The 17,632-nt window shown below is 34.9% G+C and carries 15 protein-coding genes; 11 read left to right on the forward strand and 4 right to left on the reverse strand.

All coding sequences use genetic code 11. From position 1 onward, the window contains the following. Positions 1-31: 31 nt before the first annotated feature. The 3 genes from fsa to IRZ99_RS05680 all read right to left on the reverse strand — a co-directional run bounded on the left by fsa (position 32) and on the right by IRZ99_RS05680 (position 4,007). Entirely contained in the window at positions 32-688 is a 657-nt protein-coding gene (gene fsa / locus IRZ99_RS05670; protein ID WP_072970110.1) for a fructose-6-phosphate aldolase, read from the reverse strand. A gap of 7 nt (positions 689-695) precedes the next feature. Next, positions 696-2,750, reverse strand: coding sequence for a transketolase (locus tag IRZ99_RS05675; protein WP_194656335.1), 2,055 nt, complete (start codon positions 2,748-2,750; stop codon positions 696-698). Positions 2,751-3,008: 258 nt separating this feature from the next. After that, complete coding sequence (locus IRZ99_RS05680; protein ID WP_194656336.1) at positions 3,009-4,007, reverse strand: GntR family transcriptional regulator; 999 nt, start codon at positions 4,005-4,007, stop codon at positions 3,009-3,011. A gap of 102 nt (positions 4,008-4,109) precedes the next feature. On the opposite strand from IRZ99_RS05680, the gene IRZ99_RS05685 reads away from it, so the two are divergent. From IRZ99_RS05685 to IRZ99_RS05705, 5 genes are all read left to right on the forward strand, one after another. Next, the gene (locus tag IRZ99_RS05685) at positions 4,110-5,165 is read left to right on the forward strand and encodes an aldose epimerase family protein (RefSeq protein WP_194656337.1); all 1,056 of its coding nucleotides are present in this window, start codon (positions 4,110-4,112) and stop codon (positions 5,163-5,165) included. A gap of 79 nt (positions 5,166-5,244) precedes the next feature. Beyond that, positions 5,245-6,405, forward strand: coding sequence for a galactokinase (gene galK / locus IRZ99_RS05690; protein ID WP_194656338.1), 1,161 nt, complete (start codon positions 5,245-5,247; stop codon positions 6,403-6,405). A 17-nt stretch (positions 6,406-6,422) separates the two neighbouring features. After that, on the forward strand, positions 6,423-7,496 hold the full coding sequence (locus tag IRZ99_RS05695; RefSeq protein ID WP_194656339.1) for a UDP-glucose--hexose-1-phosphate uridylyltransferase: 1,074 nt from the start codon (positions 6,423-6,425) through the stop codon (positions 7,494-7,496). A gap of 232 nt (positions 7,497-7,728) precedes the next feature. After that, positions 7,729-9,414 carry a sodium/sugar symporter gene (locus IRZ99_RS05700; protein ID WP_194656340.1) on the forward strand — a complete coding sequence of 562 codons (1,686 nt, stop codon included), beginning with the start codon at positions 7,729-7,731 and terminating at the stop codon, positions 9,412-9,414. Positions 9,415-9,568: 154 nt separating this feature from the next. Further along, entirely contained in the window at positions 9,569-10,186 is a 618-nt protein-coding gene (locus IRZ99_RS05705) for a hypothetical protein (RefSeq protein WP_194656341.1), read from the forward strand. Between the two features lie 21 nt (positions 10,187-10,207). On the opposite strand, the gene IRZ99_RS05710 is transcribed toward IRZ99_RS05705, so the two are convergent. Continuing rightward, on the reverse strand, positions 10,208-11,458 hold the full coding sequence (locus IRZ99_RS05710) for an NAD(P)/FAD-dependent oxidoreductase (RefSeq protein WP_194656342.1): 1,251 nt from the start codon (positions 11,456-11,458) through the stop codon (positions 10,208-10,210). Between the two features lie 101 nt (positions 11,459-11,559). On the opposite strand from IRZ99_RS05710, the gene hutH reads away from it, so the two are divergent. From hutH to IRZ99_RS05740, 6 genes are all read left to right on the forward strand, one after another. After that, positions 11,560-13,080, forward strand: a complete 1,521-nt coding sequence (gene hutH, locus IRZ99_RS05715) for a histidine ammonia-lyase (RefSeq protein WP_194656343.1) — start codon at positions 11,560-11,562, stop codon at positions 13,078-13,080. A 38-nt stretch (positions 13,081-13,118) separates the two neighbouring features. After that, the gene (locus tag IRZ99_RS05720) at positions 13,119-14,345 is read left to right on the forward strand and encodes a WG repeat-containing protein (RefSeq protein ID WP_194656344.1); all 1,227 of its coding nucleotides are present in this window, start codon (positions 13,119-13,121) and stop codon (positions 14,343-14,345) included. Positions 14,346-14,380: 35 nt separating this feature from the next. After that, positions 14,381-15,112 carry a 3-oxoacyl-ACP reductase FabG gene (gene fabG, locus IRZ99_RS05725; protein WP_194656345.1) on the forward strand — a complete coding sequence of 244 codons (732 nt, stop codon included), beginning with the start codon at positions 14,381-14,383 and terminating at the stop codon, positions 15,110-15,112. Positions 15,113-15,197: 85 nt separating this feature from the next. Next, positions 15,198-16,433, forward strand: coding sequence for a beta-ketoacyl synthase (locus tag IRZ99_RS05730; protein WP_194656346.1), 1,236 nt, complete (start codon positions 15,198-15,200; stop codon positions 16,431-16,433). Further along, positions 16,426-16,680: an acyl carrier protein gene (locus IRZ99_RS05735; RefSeq protein WP_072970098.1), complete on the forward strand. Its 255-nt coding sequence runs from the start codon at positions 16,426-16,428 to the stop codon at positions 16,678-16,680. The genes IRZ99_RS05730 and IRZ99_RS05735 overlap by 8 nt, the downstream gene beginning before the upstream one ends. Beyond that, entirely contained in the window at positions 16,680-17,561 is an 882-nt protein-coding gene (locus IRZ99_RS05740) for a lipid A biosynthesis acyltransferase (RefSeq protein ID WP_194656347.1), read from the forward strand. The genes IRZ99_RS05735 and IRZ99_RS05740 overlap by 1 nt, the downstream gene beginning before the upstream one ends. The last annotated feature ends 71 nt before the right edge of the window (positions 17,562-17,632 follow it).

The raw sequence follows: 17,632 nt of genomic DNA on the forward strand, positions 1-17,632 counted from the left end.
CGATAGCTATCGGGACTGCGTGAAAAAAATCTTAGCTATTTCCTTTTTGATAATCTGCTAAAAAGGTTGCTAATCCAATATCCGTTAAAGGATGTTTCAACAAACCTTCAATCGCACTTAATGGTCCCGTAATAACATCTGCTCCGGTTTTGGCACAATTAATAATATGCATTACGTGTCGAACTGATGCCGCTAATATTTGGGTTTCATAACCGTAATTATTATAAATCAATCTGATTTCTTCAATCAAATTCATTCCGTCAGTCGAAATATCATCCAGACGTCCAATAAAAGGTGAAACATAAGTGGCTCCCGCTTTTGCAGCCAACAACGCCTGACCTGAAGAAAACACCAAAGTACAATTGGTTTTTATTCCTTTATTAGCAAAATATCTGATTGCTTTTACACCGTCTTTTATCATCGGGATTTTCACTACAATCTGTGGATGCAAGGCTGCCAGTTTTTCTCCTTCAGCAATCATTCCTTCAAAATCAGTCGAAATTACTTCGGCACTAACATCGCCATCAACCAATTCACAAATTTTTATGTAATGATCCAGAATATTCTGTGCTCCTGTAATTCCTTCTTTCGCCATCAATGACGGGTTTGTGGTTACACCATCTAAAACTCCCAAATCATTGGCTTCTTTAATATCTTTTAAATTTGCTGTATCTATAAAAAATTTCATATTTCTTTTATTTTGAAATGTTATAATTATTCTGCTCTAAATATTTGATAATCTCTTCGCAGGCATTTTTACTTGTAAATCCGAATTTCTGATCCAAAACTGAGGCCGGAGCTGAGTATCCAAAATGATCCAATCCGAAAACTTTCCCTTTGCTACCAACTAAACCTTCCAGGTTAACCTGAAGACCCGCCGTAAGTCCGAAAACCAATTGATTCTGCGGAATAACACTTTCCTGATAAGCTTTTGGCTGCGATCTGAAAAGTCCTTCTGAAATTATAGAAGCAACATTTATTTTTATTTTGATGATGTGTTCCAACTCTTCCGCAGCTTCAATAAGTGTCGCTACCTCAGATCCATTAGCAACTAAAGTAATAGCAGGATCTTCACTTGATTTTACTAAATACCCTCCTTTTTTGGCATTTAAAGCATCTTCAAATCTTGAGTTCCCAATTGCTGGAATAGAAGTAATTTCTTGTCTGGAAAGAATTAAACCTGTTGGTGTTTTCTTGTTTTCCAGCGCCATTTGCCAGGCAACAGATGTTTCAATAGCATCAGCAGGACGAAGCGCTAATAAACTTTGATCGCCAGAATGGTTTTTAATTTTTTCTAACAATCGAATTTGTGCTTCCTGCTCAATTGGCTGGTGTGTAGGACCATCTTCACCTACACGGAAAGAGTCGTGTGTCCATACATATTTTACCGGTAATTCCTGAATGGCTGCCAAACGAATAGCCGGCTTCATATAATCAGAAAAAACAAAAAATGTCGCCACTACCGGAATTACGCCACCGTGAAGTGCTATTCCATTCCCAATCGAAGCCATTGTCAATTCAGCTACTCCCGCTTGTAAAAAGGCTCCGCTGAAATCATTTTTCTTTAAAACGGATGATTTTTTAAGGAAACCATCTGTTTTATCACTGTTAGACAAATCGGCAGAAGAAACAATCATGTTTTCTACATTTTCAGCCAGATATCCTAAAACAGCTGCCGAAGCATCTCTTGTTGCGGCATTTGCTTTTTGAGCAATTGAACCGAAATCTAAAGCTGGTAAATCGCCATTAAAAAACTGTTTTATCTTTTGAGCTCCTTCAGGATTCTGAGTTTCCCAAGTCGCAAATTTTGCTTTTCTTTCAGCCGATTCAACAATTTTTTGATTTAAAATGTTTCTATAATATTCTTCAACTTCTTTATAAATCGCGAATGAATCTTCAGGATTTGCACCTAGGTTCAATAATGTTTTTTCAAAATCAGCTTTAGTTCCCCCAATTGGTTTTCCGTGAAGTTCGCACTGACCTTCATACATTGTTCCGTCCGCCATTACACAACCTTTCCCCATAATGGTTCTTCCAATAATCAGGGTTGGTTTCTCCGTTTCGTTATGCGCATCAGTCAAAGCTTTACGAATCTGAACATGATCATGTCCATCAATTGTAACCACTTTCCAGCCCCATGATTCATATTTCATAGCGGTGTTTTCTGTCGTTACCTCATCGGTCATAGAGGAAAGCTGCACATCATTTGAGTCGTAAAACATGATAAAATTATTCAGTCCCAAATGTCCCGCAATACGTCCGGCACCTTGAGAAATTTCCTCCTGAACACCTCCATCCGTAATGTAAGCGTATATTTTGTGATCGAATAAATTCTCAAATCTTGCTGACAGGAATTTGGCCGCAATTGCTGCTCCAACTCCCATGGCGTGTCCCTGTCCTAGTGGTCCGGAAGTATTTTCAATTCCTCTTTTTACATCAACCTCAGGGTGTCCGGGTGTTACAGAACCCCATTGTCTGAAATTTTGAAGATCTGTTTTTTCGAAATTTCCTAACAGATAATATTGGGCATACATTAGTGCCGAAAGATGGCCTGCATCCATAAAAAAACGATCCCTGAAAATCCAGTGCATATCGCTCGGATCGTATTTTAAATATTCAGTATATAAAATATGCATGAAATCAGCACCTCCCATGGCGCCCCCAGGATGGCCTGAATTCGCTTTTTCGACCATCGAAATGGCTAAAGCGCGAATATTATTTGCGGCTGATTGGTCAATTTTGTTGTTCATTTTAAGTATCTAAATGGTTTGTGGTTAATAGCGGCTTAAAATTTGTCTCGCAGCATTACGAAAAGAAAAAAAGCTTTCCTTAAAATCAAAACAAATAATAAGTGTAAAATTTACATTTGCAAATGTAAATAAAAAAGTTTTACGAAAACAAAAAATTGGATCCTTATTTTTTTTACTAATAAATTATACATTTAATAAACAAAAATAAGTTTAATTGTGATTTGATGATCGTTTTGCTAAAAACACAAAAACAAAGTACTACAAAGAATTTCGCATAATAAGAGCCGACTTATTTTCGATCTGCACATTATTACCCTTAATAACCATCTCGGCCAGGATTTTACCCATCATTTCAAAATGGGTCGAAATGGTACTAATACCATTAGCTACCACTTTTTTTAGAGGTGTTTCGTTATAAGATATAATTCCGAAATCAGATCCTAATTTCAAATTCTGATTTCGGGCATTTTCAATCACCCGAACCAGATCACGATCATTCGGAATAATATATAAATCTCCTGAAGTAATTTCGCGATCCGTAAATTCGGTTATAATTTCAGACTCAAAATGATATTCAGAACAAAAAGCTTCAAACCCTAATTTCATTCCAAGTGGCTCTCTAAATCCAGGGAAAATTAAAATCAATTTTTTGTATTTGCCTACCCTTGCTTTTCCTTTTACTAATCCTTCAAAAATGTCCTTTTCATGATTTTGATAAATCGCCGGATATGATTTTAAATCAGGATTGGTCTGGTCCAAAATAATAACATCATTCACTGGTAGGGTTTTTATCAAATTGACTATATCGTTTAAATTGGTCGGCATGATAATGTATTTCGTATAATTTCCATTACTGTCATTTATTAGTTTTTGAAATACCTGCAAATTGAAATGATGAAAGAAAATATCCACCTGAACATTTTTTCCAATATTTTTTAAAAAAGAATTATATATGTCTTCCTTGAAAATATTCAATTCATCAAAAAGCAAAAATATCTTCTGTTTTATAGCAATTTCAGTGCTTTTGACGTAATATCCTTTACCTGGAATCGCGTAAATAATTCCTCTTTTTTTCAATTCGTCGTATCCCAGCAAAACAGTATCGCGCGACAAAGAAAAAGCCAGACAAACTTTATTGACAGACGGAAGTCGGTCACCTTTTACCAATTTACCTTCTTCGATCGCTTTTTCAATTGAAAGAATAATCTGTTTATATTTTGGTAAACCGAGATTGTTTTGGATAGAAATTATGTTCATGAAAAGTAGAATTTTGACGCAATATACAAAAAACTGGTAGGTACTGGTATGTAAAGGTAAAGAATGTTTCTATTTTTGAATTTCATTTTTGGTAAAAATAATATGGAAATAAAACACATATCGCATTTTGAAGATCAGTCTGAGTGCAAATTATTTGGTTTAATGCCTGATAACGAAGAAATTCATTCTTTTGAATTGACTAATAGAAACGGAATGAAAGTGCAGCTTATTAATTATGGTGCAACAGTTACGTCCTTAAAAGTTCCTGCTTCAAACGGAAAACTGGTAGATGTTGTTTTGGGTTTTGATTCTTTAGAATCTTATTTATCTTCTTATAATTTACCAAGTGCGCCTTATTTCGGAACCACAGTGGGCCGGTACGCGGGAAGAATCAGCAAAGGAACTTTCACTTTAAATGATGAAACATTTCAGCTTGTTGGTAATAATAATGAAAATACTTTACACGGTGGAAATATAGGTTTTGGAAGAAGAGTGTGGAATGTAAATGATATTACCGGTGGAGAAAATCCATCTATAACTTTTGGACTTTTAAGCGAAGATTCAGACGAAAATTTCCCCGGAGAATTACACGTTTATCTTACTTATACTTTAACAGAACAAAACGAATTAAAACTTGAATACAAAGCAACTACCACAAAAGATACTGTTATAAACTTAACCCATCACAGTTATTTTAATCTTGACGGGCATGATACTGCAGTCTTAGATCAGCAAATGTATATCAATGCTGATAAGATGTTAGAAACAGATGCTGAAGGTATTCCAACAGGAAAATTCACGGAGCTTTCTAATCATGATTTCGATTTCAGAACAGCTAAAAACTGTCCTTCTTCTATTGACAATTCTTTTGTAATTGAATCTAAAGACAAAGTTGCTGCTCAATTGTTCAGTGAGAAAAACAACCTGAAAATGGAAGTCTATACAGATCAGCCAAGTGTACATATATATGTAGGCGGAAATTGTTTTGATATCCTTCAGGGAAAAGAAAACACAAAATATCATGCAACCAGCGGAATTTGTTTTGAAACCCAAAATTTTCCGGATGCGCCAAATAAGGCACATTTCCCGAATTCAGTTTTGAAAAAAGGTTCAGAATACCGTCAAACAACGGTTTATAAATTTGATCACATCAATTAATTAGCTTAAACAATATTTTATCTGATTCTAATGATTTTTCATTTGAATTAAAAGACAACACTATTACAATTACAAAATAATGAATGACATTTTAATACAAAACACCTCAGCCTTTTTTGAGAAATCGTTCGGATCTGTTCCTCAAAAAATTGTGCTTTCTCCAGGAAGAATCAATATTATTGGAGAACATATTGATTACAACGACGGTTACGTTTTACCGGCTGCTATTGATAAAGTAATTTGCTTTGCTTTTGAAAAAAACAACACTCAAAAATCTAAAATAATCGCCATCGATTTAAAGGAAGAATTTGAACTTGATTTAAATGAGCCAATTCAATTAAGCGATGTCGTTTGGACCAATTATATTCGTGGCGTTGTAAAACAACTTCAGGACAACGGATTTTCATTTGAAGGTTTCAATTGTGTTTTCAGTAGTAATATTCCGGTTGGTTCTGGTTTGTCTTCTTCGGCGGCTTTGGAGTGCGGAACGCTTTTCGGCATAAAAGAGCTTTTCGATTTAAAAATTGAAAAAGTGGACATTGCCTTAATGGGTCAAAAAGCAGAACATTGGGTAGGAATCAATTGCGGTATTATGGATCAGTTTTCAAGCGTTCATGGACTTGAAAACAAAGTGATAAAACTGGATTGCAATACTTTGGAATTTGAATATCACGATGCTGACTTCAAAGAGTACTCTGTTATTTTATTTGATAGTAATGTGAAACATTCTCTTTTTACCTCTGAGTACAATACAAGAAGATTAGAATGTGAGGAAGGTTTATCAATTATAAAGAATCATTTTCCTGAAGTAAAAAGTTTCAGAGATTGTTCTGAAGCCCAACTTTTGAGTATTCAGGATCAATTTTCTCCGGTTGTTTTTAAGAGAGTTCATTTTGTAGTTAAAGAAATTAATCGTGTTATAAAAGCATGTGAGGCTTTAGATAATGGAAATATAGAACTTTTAGGACAATTGCTTTTTGAAACACATTACGGTTTATCGCAGGAATACGAAGTAAGTTGTGAAGAGCTGGATATGCTTGTAGATACCGCAAAAGCTGATGATGCAGTTATTGGAGCACGTGTAATGGGTGGCGGATTTGGTGGTTGTACCATTAATTTAGTTAAAAAAGGAAATGAAAATGAGGTAAAACGTAAATTTTCAAAACTTTATTTAGATACATTTGGAATTGAATTAAAATTCTATGATGTAAAAATCTCAAACGGAACAACATTACTTTAATACCACAACAGAATACAATGAAAAATTTTGACATTAACGAAGATCCTCACAGACGCTTCAATCCTTTACTTAACGAATGGGTATTAGTTTCACCGCATCGTGCAAAACGCCCTTGGCAGGGACAAAATGAAACCATTGCCACTGAGGCATTACCAAAATACGATCCAACCTGTTATTTATGTCCGGGGAATGTTAGGGCCAATGGCGTAAACAACCCAAAATACGAAAACAGTTTCGTTTTCGAAAATGATTTTGCTGCTATGAAACAGGAAGAAATTATTTTTGAAGAAGACATTAAACATACCTTTTTTAAGGCAAAACCAGAACAGGGTATTTCAAGAGTAGTTTGTTTTTCGCCAAGACACGATCTTACGTTACCGGAAATGGATGTTGACGGAATTGAAAATATCATCAGAACCTGGCAAAAAGAATATACCGATTTAGGAAACATAAAATACATCAATCACGTTCAGATTTTTGAAAATAAAGGAAGTGTTATGGGATGCAGCAACCCGCATCCGCATGGACAAATCTGGGCACAATCATCATTGCCAACGCAGGTTGAGAAAACGCATCATAACCTAAAAGCTTATTTTGATAAAAACAAAAGAACGCTTCTTCAAGATTATCTTCAGGCCGAATTAAAATCAGGAAGCCGTATTGTAATTGAAAATGATGATTTTGTGGCATTGGTTCCTTTCTGGGCGATCTGGCCTTATGAAACAATGATTTTAAGCAAAAGAGCCCTCTCAAAAATTACTGATTTTACAGAAGGAGAAGTAAGTACTTATGCTAAAATCTTAAAGCAATTAACCATTAAGTACGATAATTTATTTAGTACTTCTTTCCCTTATTCATCAGGGATCCATCAGGCGCCAACAGATGGTTTAGAACATCCTGAATGGCATTTTCATATGCATTTTTATCCGCCTTTGCTTCGATCTGCAACAGTTAAAAAATTTATGGTGGGTTACGAAATGTTAGGCGAGTCGCAACGTGATATCACACCTGAGAAAAGTGCAGAAATTTTAAGACAACAATCAGACGTACATTACAAAGAAGCAGTTGGCGAAAAAGTCGAAGCAAAATAAGACCCTATTAAAATTTAACATAATAATCCACTTATAAATGTAAAAAACACATTTGTTCGTGATGTAAATATAGATTTTTATTATACTTTTGGCTTTCGTTCTTATTTTGACAAAAAAATAACATAAATAAAACACATATCCTATTTTTAGTCAGATAAAACCACTAAAAAGCTGATTTTATAATTTATTAAACAATCAATCACCTATACTAATTTTTAAAATACTACTAACAATGAACCAGAACCTTGCTTTCGCAGATTATGCGGTTTTTATTATTTATTTCATCGTAGTCTCGGTCTACGGTTACACAGTTTACCGCAAGCGTAAACAAGACGAACAAGATGCTAAAGCGTACTTTTTGGCTGAAGGAAATTTAACGTGGTGGGCTATTGGAGCTTCGTTAATTGCCTCAAATATTTCAGCTGAGCAATTTATCGGAATGAGCGGTGAAGGTTTCTTCTTAGGAATTGCCGTTGCAGCATACGAATGGCTTGCTGCTATTGCGCTTATTATTGTAGCAGTTTGGTTTATTCCTGTATATCTTAAAAATAAGATTTACACCATGCCTCAGTTCTTAAAAACACGTTATAACGAATCTACTGCTTTAATTATGGCAGTTTTCTGGTTGTTTTTATATGTATTTGTAAACTTAACTTCTATCCTGTATTTAGGAGCCGTTGCTATTAATGGTCTTGCCGGTGGAGAATATCTTCACGTTATCATGGTTGGATTGGCTGTATTCGCTTTATTTATCTCTTTAGGAGGAATGAAAGTTGTAGCTTATACTGACGTTATTCAGGTTGCCGTTTTAATCATCGGTGGTTTAGTAACTTCTTATATTGCTTTGACAACGGTTGGTCAATACTTTGGAGTTGGTGAAAATGCAATTGCAGGTTTTAAAGTTTTAATGAGAGAAGCTCCAGAGCATTTCAAAATGATTATTCCAAAACCAACTGCTACTTCATCTCAACTTGAAATCGATAAATATTTGACTTTCCCAGGTTTGATGTCATACCTTGCCGGTATCTGGATTATCAACTTAAACTACTGGGGATGTAACCAATACATTACACAAAGAGCTTTAGGTGCCGACTTGCAAACTGCTCGTACAGGTATTTTATTTGCTGGTATGTTAAAATTATTAATGCCATTAATCGTAATGTTGCCTGGTATTGCTGCTTACGTTTTATATGAAAACGGACATTTACCACAATTAGTTGGAGGAAAAGACGGAGCTTATTCTGCTGTATTGACATTCTTGCCAACTGGTTTAAAAGGACTTTCTGTAGCGGCATTGACTGCTGCAATTGTAGCTTCATTAGCTGGAAAAGTAAACAGTATCTCAACTATTTATACGTTAGATATTCATAAAAAATACATCCAAAAAGAAGCAGGTGAAAAACAACAGGTAAACATTGGTAGAATTGCCGTTTTTGCTGCAATGCTTTTAGCGGTATTATTTACATGGAATGATATTTTAGGAATTGGTGGTGTTGGTGGATTCACTTACATCCAAAAATATACAGGTTTCATTAGCCCTGGTGTATTTGCTATGTTCTTCCTTGGTATGTTCTGGAAAAGAACGACTGGAACTGCTGCAATTGTAGGTGTAATTTTAGGATTTGTATTGTCAGTATTATTCAACGAATATGCGCCAATGTTATTCGGAAACGAAACTTTATTATACACAGCTTATCCTAATGGAAAAGGAGCTTATGAAATTCCTTTCCACATTTGTATGGGATTATCATTCTTCTTTACCATGTTAGCGATGATCGGAATCAGTTTCGCTGGTCCTAAAGTAAATCCAAAAGCGTTTGAAATAGATGCTGAAATGTTTAAAGTAAAACCACAAACTACAGTTTTAATCGTAATTACATTATTGATTATTGTAGCGTTGTACGTTAAATTCTGGTAGTATTATTTTTTTACTATATTATTTTTTGAAGACAAAAAGAGGATATCAAATTGATATCCTCTTTTTTTTATAACAAGAAAATCCTTAACTCATTTTAGATAATCAAACTTTGAATTACTTTTAGCCTCAAAAAAACATAATAATCATTAAAAAAATGAAAAAATTAGCATTGGCTTTTTTCCTGATTTCTGGAGCAGTATTCAGTCAGAAAATGAATATTATAAAAGGAAATTTTGACTTCTTAAAAGATCAAACAGAGATAAACACTGAATTTGATTATAGTAATTTCACTATGATGGAAGAAAAAAAAACAGAAGCACAATATGTTGAAGAACATAAAGCAGAATTAGATAAAGACACAAAAGGAAGCGGATTCTTTTGGGAAAAAAAATGGGTTGCTGCTAGAAAAAAAATCTGGACACCAAAATTTTTAGAAATTGGAAATATTGAATTATCAAAGGCAGGAAAAAAAATAAACTTTAAGGAAGGACTAAATACTCCTTATACCTTAATTGTGCAAACTATATGGATTTATCCAGGTTTTAATACATCAATTGCGAAACCAACGGCAAGAGTTTCTACAAATCTAAAATTTGTAGAAACTGCTAACAAATCAAATGTCCTTTTAGAGATCACCAGCGAAGAAGCACCTGGAAATCGAGCGGAAAATCAATGGGAAAATAATTTTAGTGACGAATCTAGAATTGGAGAAGGATACGCTAAAACTGCCAAAACATTGTCAAAAATGATTGTAAAAAAAGCATTCAAATAAAACCAAAAAAAAAAGCCCTGATTATTCGGGGCTTTGTTCTTTTTGCATATTCAGTAAATACGCCATATTTTTGATCACATGATCGTGTTTTTTCACAAAAGGATTTTCTTCATTCCAAACGTATCCGGCTAATACCGCACAAATTTTTTCTTTTACATCCAGATTTTCAGGCTGATGAAAAAACAAAGTCTGAAGATTTCCGGTGTACCATTCTTTCACGTAAGTGGTAAAAACGGCAATCCCTTTTTTCATGTAGTCCGTAAATTCAGTTTCCCAATCTACTTCAATTCCCTGTGATTCTTTGATGTATAATTTCGCCGCCAGCATTCCCGATTCGGTTGCAAAAGCAACACCTGATGAAAATACCGGATCTAAGAATTCTGAGCTGTTTCCGGTTAACGCAAAACCATCACCGTACATTCTTTTTACCGCTCTTGAATAATTTTCCAGTTTTACCGGTTCAAACAAAAACTCGGTTCCTTTAAATCTTTGAATATAATAATCCGATTTTTGAATTGCATTTCGCAAAGCCTCGGCATTATCTTTATTTTCAGAAAGCGAATTAATAAAATCCGTAGGACCCACAACGCCTAAACTTGTATTTCCATTCGAAAACGGAATTACCCACAACCAAACTTCGGTTTCCAGAATATCAAATGAAATTTGCGTTCCTTCCTCTCCTTCCGGTCTGTTTATATCTTTTACGTGTGTAAATATCGAAGAATGCGGATCTAATTTTGAAGGTGTATCCAAATCTAAAAGTCTTGGTAATACTCTTCCGTATCCGCTGGAATCAATAATAAATTTGGCGTGAATTTCTTTTAAATTTCCGTCTTTGTCTTTTACAATTGTTTTCGAATTTTTCCCCTCAAAAGAAACTTCCAAAACCTCGGATTCAAATTCTAAGTCAATTCCTTTTCGAACAATTTCCTGCGCCATTGTATTGTCAAAATCAGCGCGAGGCACTTGCCAGGTCCAGTCCCAGCCTTCTCCAAATTTCTGGCCAAAATCGAAAACACAAATTTCTTCTCCCCTAATAAAACGAGCGCCGAGTTTTTTCTCAAAATTCATCGCATCCAGACATTCAAAAAGTTCGGCTTCTGCAAAATGATCCATCACTCGTGGAATAAGGCTTTCACCGACCACAAGTCTTGGGAATTTTGCTTTCTCCACCACTTTTATCTTAATATTATTTTTATGAAGATACGATGCCGAAACGCATCCAGAAGGTCCTGCACCAATCACTAAAACATCAACAAACTCCTTTGTCATAATAAAAATGTTATCGATTATTAACTTACATTTGCCTTCATCAAAATAACTACATTTATTTTGATAAATAAAATTAAATTAGCACAATCAAAACCGATTTGATGAATACAATTAATGAATATTTAAGTTTAGCAGAATTTGAGGCTATCATTTTTGGGAATAATAAAGTCGCGATCAGCGATGTAGTTTTAAATCGAGTAAACGAAAGCTTTAACTTTCTGAAAGAATTCTCAGGAAACAAAGTAATATATGGTGTAAATACTGGTTTTGGACCAATGGCTCAATATAGAATTAAAGAGTCAGACCAAATTCAGCTGCAATACAATTTAATTAGAAGCCACTCTTCAGGAACCGGAAAACCCTTGAGCCCGGTTTGTGCAAAAGCTGCCATTTTAGCTCGTTTGAATACACTTTCATTAGGAAATTCCGGAGTTCATCCTTCAGTAATCCACTTGATGGCAGAATTGATTAACAGAGACATTACACCATTAATTTTTGAACACGGTGGTGTTGGTGCCAGCGGTGATTTAGTACAATTATCACACTTGGCTTTGGTCCTAATTGGCGAAGGCGAAGTTTTTTATAAAGGAGAAAGAAGACCAACTCCGGAGGTTTTCGAAATCGAAGGTTTAAAACCGATTCAGGTAGAAATCAGAGAAGGTTTGGCCTTGATTAACGGAACTTCGGTTATGACCGGAATTGGCGTTGTCAATGTGCATCACGCCAACAAATTATTAGATTGGTCTTTAAAATGTTCTTGCGCCATCAACGAATTGGTTCAGGCATATGACGATCATTTTTCGGCAGAATTAAACCAAACCAAACGTCACAAAGGACAACAGGAAGTCGCAGAAAGAATGAGAAAAAATCTTTCTGACAGTACTTTAATTCGTAAAAGAGAAGACCATTTATATTCTGGAGAAAACACCGAAGAAATCTTCAAAGAAAAAGTTCAGGAATATTATTCTTTAAGATGTGTACCTCAAATCTTGGGACCGGTTTTAGAAACGATCAATAATGTTGCTTCTATTCTGGAAGACGAATTTAACTCGGCAAACGACAACCCGATTATCGACGTAAAAAACAAACACGTTTATCACGGCGGTAATTTTCATGGCGATTATATTTCGCTTGAAATGGACAAATTAAAAATCGTTATTACCAAATTAACGATGCTGGCAGAACGTCAATTGAATTATTTACTGAATTCAAAAATCAACGAAATTCTTCCTCCGTTTGTCAATTTAGGAACATTAGGATTTAATTTCGGAATGCAGGGCGTTCAGTTTACGGCAACCTCAACAACTGCCGAAAGCCAAATGTTGTCCAACCCAATGTACGTTCACAGTATCCCGAACAACAATGACAATCAGGATATTGTAAGTATGGGAACAAACGCAGCGGTGATTACCTCAAAAGTAATCGAAAATGCATTTGAAGTTTTAAGCATCGAAATGATCACCATTGTTCAGGCTATTGATTATTTAAATCAAAAAGACAAAATTTCATCGGTTACCAAAAAATGGTATGACGATGTTCGCAATATAATTCCGGTATTTAAGGAAGATCAGGTAATGTATCCGTTTGTACAACAAGTAAAAGATTATCTGATCAACAGTTAAATTTTAATTTTCACATTATTAATATTGAACCTTTAATCATGAAAAAAACACTTCTTTTTTTATTTGCATGCTGTATTCAATTTGTTAATAGTCAGGAACTGGCTTTAGTTAAAAAAAATTCTAAAATTGGGTATATTTCTAAAAACGGAGATTTTAAAATTGAGCCAAAATACAAATCGGCAAGAAGCTTTTCTGAAGGTTTAGCGGCAGCAGAAGAAAATGGAAAATGGGGATTTATAGATACAAAAGGAACTTTTACAATTCCGGCAACTTTTGATGATGCAAAAGATTTCAATAGCGGAATTGCCATTGTTAAAAAAGGTAAGGAATGGGTTTATATTGATACAAAAGGAGAAATTCAAAAAGCCCCTGCTTCTGAAAAATTATTTGATTTTAAAGATGGTGTTGCGTTTTTCAGACAGAATGATAAGGTTGGATTGATCAATCCAAAAATGACAGTTGTTCTGGAACCGAAATACGATCAGATTAAACCTTTTGAAAATGGTTTCGCCAGAGTTGAAAACAATAAAAAATGGGGAATTATTAATACTTCAGGTAAAGAATTAGTAGAACCTGCTTATGATGAAATAGGAAACTATTTTAAAAATACAAGCTGGGCAAGAAAAGATAAAACTTTCGGAATTGTAAGCGAAGGAAAATTTATTCCGGTTGATGGAGCAGAAAAAATCTGGGATTTTGAAACACAGGATTTAACTTTTGCCAAAAAGAACGGAAAAATTGGATTCATTGACTTAAAAGGAAACTGGGTAATTACGCCTATATATGATAAAGCAAAAGCTTTCTCTAAAAATTTAGCTCCGGTTTGTGTGGGTTCAAAATGGGGATATATAAACCCAAAAGCAGAATTTGTAATTGAACCAACTTATAGCGATGCTGAAGTTTTCAGTTCAAACGGACTGGCTCCTGTGAAAGAAAAAAACTGGGGATTCATCAACGAAACTGGAAAAATAATCATCCCGACACAATACGGAATCACGGCAAACGGAATTATCGCCATGTTTGTACAACAGGATAAAGGATTTATTGGCGGTGTTGCCCGTGTAAAAAATGAAGGGAAATGGGGCTTTCTTAACCCCGACGGAACTGTAGTAAGCAATCAATGGTTTGAAAACGCTGAACTATTTTCTCAAACAGAAAAAAAAGAAACAATTGAAGTTGCAGCTGAAAAGCCAAAGCAAGAAATAAAACAGGCTAAACCTGCAACCAAAACCGCAGCTAAACCTGCAGCTAAAAAGAAGAAATAATATTTATCCCCCAATAAATAATAAATCCTACATATATGAAATGTGTATTAGTAACAGGCGGTTCGAGAGGAATTGGAAGTGCTATTTGTAAAAAATTAGCCGTCGAAGCCAATTATCATATTCTGATTAATTATCATTCGAATAAAACAGCTGCCGAAGCAACACTTCAGGAAATACAAAAATTAGGCGCAACCGGAGAGATTTTAGGTTTTGATGTTTCTAATTTTGAAGAAGTTCAAAACGTTTTAACAAAATGGCAGGAAGCCAATCCGGAAGCATTGGTTGAAGCTATTGTAAATAACGCCGGAATTACAAAAGACGGTCTTTTTATGTGGATGACTCCCGAAGATTGGAATGGAGTGGTAAACACAAGTTTAAACGGATTTTTTAATGTGACGCAGTTTTTTATTCAAAAAATGCTTCGCAATAAATATGGAAGAATAGTAAATATGGTTTCGGTTTCAGGCGTAAAAGGAACGGCTGGACAAACCAATTATTCTGCTGCAAAAGGCGCTATTGTTGCGGCAACCAAAGCATTGGCTCAGGAAGTGGCAAAACGTAATATTACAGTAAATGCTGTCGCCCCCGGGTTTATAAGAACGGACATGACAAGTCAACTGGATGAAAAGGAATTATTAAAGCTAATTCCGGTAAATCGTTTTGGCGAAGCCGAGGAAGTAGCAGATTTGGTAAGCTTTTTGATTTCTAAAAAATCAAGTTATATTACAGGAGAGATTATCAATATAAATGGAGGAATATATTCTTAAGAATATTATGTTTGCGGATTGTTTTAAGTTTTGCTAAACATCCAAAAATTACACTTTAAGGATTAAAAAATTACTTTGAAAGACGATGAATAAGAGAGTTGTAATTACTGGAATGGGAATTTATTCTTGTATCGGAACTTCTTTAGAGGAAGTAAAGGAATCTTTATACAACGGAAAATCTGGTATTCAGTTTGATGCCGATCGAAAAGAATATGGTTTTCAATCGGCTTTAACTGGCGTTGTTCCAAAAGCAGATTTGAAAAATTTATTGACCCGAAGACAACGTATGAGCATTGGTGAAGAAACCGAATATGCTTATATGGCTACTATCGAAGCATTGAAAAATGCCAATATCGACGATGCTTTTTTTGATGCGCGTGAAGTTGGAATTATGTACGGAAACGATAGTGTTTCTAAAGCGATTATTGATGCTACAGATATCGTTCGTGAGAAAAAAGATACGGCTTTAATAGGTTCCGGAGCAATTTTTAAGTCGATGAATTCAACGGTAACGATGAATCTTTCAACCATTTTTAAACTTCGAGGTATCAATTTAACGGTAAGTGCAGCTTGCGCGAGTGGCTCACATTCTATCGGACTAGCTTATTTCTTAATAAAAAGTGGTTTCCAGGATATTATTATTACAGGCGGTGCACAGGAAATCAACAAATATGCAATGAGCAGTTTTGATGGTTTGGGCGTTTTTTCAAAAAGAGAAAACGAACCTGAACAAGCGTCAAGACCTTTTGATTCAGACCGTGATGGATTAATTCCGTCAGGCGGAGGTGCCACTTTAATTTTGGAAAGTTACGAATCAGCCATTGCCAGAGGTGCGAATATTATTGCCGAAGTGGTAGGTTACGGATTCTCATCAAACGGTGGTCACATCTCAACTCCAAATGTCGAAGGCCCGTCTATAGCCATGAAACGAGCGCTTGACGACGCAAAATTAAAAGCGACAGACATCGAATATATTAATGCTCATGCCACTTCAACTCCGGTTGGAGACGGAAATGAAGCCAAAGCGATCTTCGAAGTTTTTGGAGAAAATAACCCATATGTAAGTTCCACAAAATCAATGACTGGCCACGAATGCTGGATGGCAGGAGCCAGTGAAGTAATTTATTCTATTTTGATGATGCAGCATGATTTCATCGCGCCAAACATCAATTTGGACAATCCGGATGAAGATGCTTCTAAATTAAATTTGGTCAAAACTACTTTAAACAAAAAATTTGACATATTTTTGTCCAATTCTTTCGGTTTCGGAGGAACCAACTCTGCGTTGGTGGTTAAAAAGTTTAAATTGAACAATGAATAAAGAAGAGATTATAACGAGAATTAATGGTTTTTTGGTTGATGAGTTTGAAGTAGATAATGATGAAATTGAACCAGATGCTAATTTAAAAGATACACTTGGGTTGGATAGTTTGGATTATGTTGATTTAGTAGTTTCAATTGAATCTAACTTTGGTGTAAAACTAGTTGAAGCTGATTTTGTTGGGATTGCGACTTTTCAAAATTTTTACGACCTTATTGAAACCAAACTAAAAGCTAAAGCTGTTTAATGAGTCAATGGGATGGCAAATCAAAAGGAACAGTTTTAGGCTATAGAATATTCGTTTTTTTGATACAAAAAGCGGGTGTCAAGTCTGCTTATGTCCTACTTTATTTTGTTGCTTCTTATTATTTTTTATTTCTAAAAAAGAGCAATCGCGCTATTTTTTATTATTTTAAAGAAAGACTCCGCTATTCCAATTTCCAGGCAAAAAAAATGGTTTTCAAAAGTTACTACACTTTTGGGCAGACTATCATTGACAAAATTTCGATTTCGGCAGGAATGCGAAACAAATTCACTTACGAATTTGACGGAATAGAAATTCTGAAAAACCTTTTGTCCGAGAAAAAAGGCGGTGTTTTAATCAGCGCACATGTTGGAAATTTTGAAATTGCCGAACACTTTTTGGGCGATATTGATCTTGATTTTCAAATCAATTTGGTTACAACTGACTTAGAACATTCGGCTATTAAAAATTATCTGGAGAGTGTTACCCAAAAGCCTACCGTAAAATTCATCATTATCAAAGACGATTTGTCTCATATTTTTGAGATTAACGCCGCACTAGCTAACAACGAATTGGTTTGTTTTACCGGAGATCGTTATTTTGAAGGAACCAAATCACTTTCTGCAGAAATTCTCGGCAAAGAAGCCAACTTCCCGGCTGGTCCATTTTTAATTGCTTCAAGATTAAAAGTTCCTGTTGTTTTTGTTTATGTAATGAAAGAACCAAATCTTCATTATCATTTATACGCCCGAGAAGCAACCGTAAAACATCGTGACGAAAAAGGATTATTAAAGGAATATGTAAAAAGTGTAGAAAGTATTCTGCAAAAATATCCTTTGCAATGGTTCAATTATTTCGATTTTTGGAATGATATAAAAAGCTAATTTTTCGCCACGAATTCACGAATTATAACAATTTGATTAAAAATAAATTCGTGAATTCGTGGCGAAAAAAC

Origin of the sequence: Flavobacterium sp. LC2016-12 (assembly GCF_015351595.1) — a bacterium.
Taxonomy (GTDB): Bacteria; Bacteroidota; Bacteroidia; order Flavobacteriales; family Flavobacteriaceae; genus Flavobacterium.

Bases quoted from the DNA above. Each gene is read 5' to 3' on its own strand.
- fsa (WP_072970110.1), bottom strand. From the start codon at position 688: ATGAAATTTTTTATAGATACAGCAAATTTAAAAGATATTAAAGAAGCC.
- IRZ99_RS05675 (WP_194656335.1), bottom strand. From the start codon at position 2,750: ATGAACAACAAAATTGACCAATCAGCCGCAAATAATATTCGCGCTTTA.
- IRZ99_RS05680 (WP_194656336.1), bottom strand. From the start codon at position 4,007: ATGAACATAATTTCTATCCAAAACAATCTCGGTTTACCAAAATATAAA.
- IRZ99_RS05685 (WP_194656337.1), top strand. From the start codon at position 4,110: ATGGAAATAAAACACATATCGCATTTTGAAGATCAGTCTGAGTGCAAA.
- galK (WP_194656338.1), top strand. From the start codon at position 5,245: ATGAATGACATTTTAATACAAAACACCTCAGCCTTTTTTGAGAAATCG.
- IRZ99_RS05695 (WP_194656339.1), top strand. From the start codon at position 6,423: ATGAAAAATTTTGACATTAACGAAGATCCTCACAGACGCTTCAATCCT.
- IRZ99_RS05700 (WP_194656340.1), top strand. From the start codon at position 7,729: ATGAACCAGAACCTTGCTTTCGCAGATTATGCGGTTTTTATTATTTAT.
- IRZ99_RS05705 (WP_194656341.1), top strand. From the start codon at position 9,569: ATGAAAAAATTAGCATTGGCTTTTTTCCTGATTTCTGGAGCAGTATTC.
- IRZ99_RS05710 (WP_194656342.1), bottom strand. From the start codon at position 11,458: ATGACAAAGGAGTTTGTTGATGTTTTAGTGATTGGTGCAGGACCTTCT.
- hutH (WP_194656343.1), top strand. From the start codon at position 11,560: ATGAATACAATTAATGAATATTTAAGTTTAGCAGAATTTGAGGCTATC.
- IRZ99_RS05720 (WP_194656344.1), top strand. From the start codon at position 13,119: ATGAAAAAAACACTTCTTTTTTTATTTGCATGCTGTATTCAATTTGTT.
- fabG (WP_194656345.1), top strand. From the start codon at position 14,381: ATGAAATGTGTATTAGTAACAGGCGGTTCGAGAGGAATTGGAAGTGCT.
- IRZ99_RS05730 (WP_194656346.1), top strand. From the start codon at position 15,198: ATGAATAAGAGAGTTGTAATTACTGGAATGGGAATTTATTCTTGTATC.
- IRZ99_RS05735 (WP_072970098.1), top strand. From the start codon at position 16,426: ATGAATAAAGAAGAGATTATAACGAGAATTAATGGTTTTTTGGTTGAT.
- IRZ99_RS05740 (WP_194656347.1), top strand. From the start codon at position 16,680: ATGAGTCAATGGGATGGCAAATCAAAAGGAACAGTTTTAGGCTATAGA.